The sequence below is a fragment of the Gilliamella sp. G0441 genome, assembly GCF_050589305.1.
GTDB lineage: Bacteria > Pseudomonadota > Gammaproteobacteria > Enterobacterales > Orbaceae > Gilliamella.
Genome location: NZ_JBNRJF010000030.1, coordinates 1 through 2,026, shown reverse-complemented (window position 1 = coordinate 2,026; position 2,026 = coordinate 1). Strand labels below are relative to the sequence as shown.

Sequence of the window (2,026 nt, the reverse complement as noted above, 5' to 3'; positions counted from 1 at the left end):
CACGGCAACCGTGTATGTATCTGACAAAGAAGGGACATTACGGTTAACCGGTCAGCGCAATATTAACATTAATGCGGCGGATATTATCAGTAACGGCAAGGAAACTACGCTGATTGCGGGGAACGATATATCTCTGGGTACCCAAACCATCAGTCATGCCACCGATTACACGCTTGACAGTAAAAATTATGACCGTCGGGAGTCGACGCAGGAGGTAGGCTCATCTATCAGTACGGCCGGTAATTTAACCCTGAAAGCCGGGCATGATGTGAAGGTAAAAGCCAGCGATATCAACAGCGACGGGAACATAGTTGCGCAAGCCGGAAATGATATTCTTATTACCGCCGGGCAGGCGACGTATGACCATGAAGCACGAGCCAAATCGAGCACGAAATCAACCTTTTCGAAAAGCAAATATTCACACTATGGTGAAGAGCATAATAAAACGGCCATTGGCAGCAGTCTGAGCGGTGAGAGTGTGACACTCAATGCCGGTCATGATTTAACGGTGAGCGGTAGTCAGGTTGTCGGGACAGATGATGTGAATTTGCAGGCGGGGAATAATGTTAATATCGATGCTGCAGAAGAGTCTTACTATAAATACCAACAGACCATCAATAAAAAATCAGGCTTAATGAGCAGTGGTGGACTGGGTGTCACGATTGGTAAAACGAAAGAAGATTTAAAACAAACCGATACGGAAAAAGCTTATGTTGGCAGTGTGGTAGGCAGTACTCAAGGTAATGTCAACATTCAGGCGGGCAAGGATATCAAGGTACGTGGAAGTGACATTATTGCGCAGCAGGATGTTAATTTAAAAGCGGAAAATGTTGAAATCACATCGCTTGATGCGAAAACGACCTATAAAGAAGAGTACAGTTATGAAAAATCCGGATTAACGGTTGCGTTAACGGGGACGGCTGCTAATGTTTATGAAGCAGCGCAAGCTCTTGAGCGGGCGAAACATAAAGACAACGATAAGATAATGGCGTTGCAATCGATAAAGTCAGGTTTAACAGTTACAGAAGAGATACAAAATTTACAGCTGAAGAACGATAAAGGTCAAAGTCAAGCCTCGATTGGCGTCAGTGCCATGGTGGGAACGCAACGGACTGAGCGTGTAGTCAATCAGGAACAACATAATGTGATTAGCAGTGGCGTGTCAGCGGGTAAAAATATCAATATTGTTGCTACGGGTGATGCGAATAAAAACGGGGGTGATATCACGTTAAAAGGCAGTGATATCAAAGCCGGCAATGATATTAACCTGACGGCAAATCGTGATTTGAATGTGATTGGTGCAGTAAATACGCAACACAGTGACCGGGATGAAAAAAGTTATAGTGCGGCGGCAGGTATTCAATTCCAGGTAGGCGGAGATGAAAGTGGTCTGCGGTTTAAAGCGAACGGTAATTTTAGTCGTGAGCGGGAAGTTGCTGACGGCAGTGCATGGACGGAAAGCGTTATTGATGCCAAGAACAAACTGAATATCAAAACAGGCAATGATGTCAATGTGGTGGGTGGTCAGTTGAAAGGCGATACGGTGAAGATGGATGTCGGTAATAACCTGAATATTCAGTCACTGCAAGATACGGATGATTATGACTACGAGAAAATCAGTGCCTCGGTCAGTGGCACGGCAGGCACAGGATTTAGTGCCAATGGTTCGATATCAGCAACGAATATAGACAGTAAATGGGCAAGTGTGACAGACCAGTCGGGGATATTTGCCGGAAAAGGCGGTTATGATATTTATGTGGGTAATAATACTGACTTAAAAGGTGCGGTGATAGCGTCGGAAGCGGAAGATAAAAGTAAAAACAAACTTGATACCGGCACCATCAGCTTCACTGATATAAAAAACAAGGCAGACTTTAAAGTAACGCATGTTTCGGTGAGTGGGGGAACCGGAGGCCCGGGTGTACCAACGGCTTATCAAAACAGTGATAGTGACTCAAGCACGACAAAATCGGCGGTTGAAAAAGGTGAGTTAATCATCCGCAATAAAGAGCAGCAAAAACAGGAT

The 2,026-nt window shown here is 44.9% G+C and carries 1 protein-coding gene and 1 pseudogene; both read left to right on the top strand.

Going from position 1 to position 2,026, the window contains the following annotated elements; all coding sequences use genetic code 11:
- Positions 1-10 precede the first annotated feature (10 nt).
- Positions 11-379, top strand: a pseudogene (locus ACKJXD_RS11855) (hemagglutinin repeat-containing protein); the annotation flags it as partial.
- A gap of 99 nt (positions 380-478) precedes the next feature.
- Positions 479-2,026 (top strand): hemagglutinin repeat-containing protein (locus ACKJXD_RS11850; protein ID WP_430876414.1); only part of this gene is annotated, 1,548 nt, incomplete at its 3' end.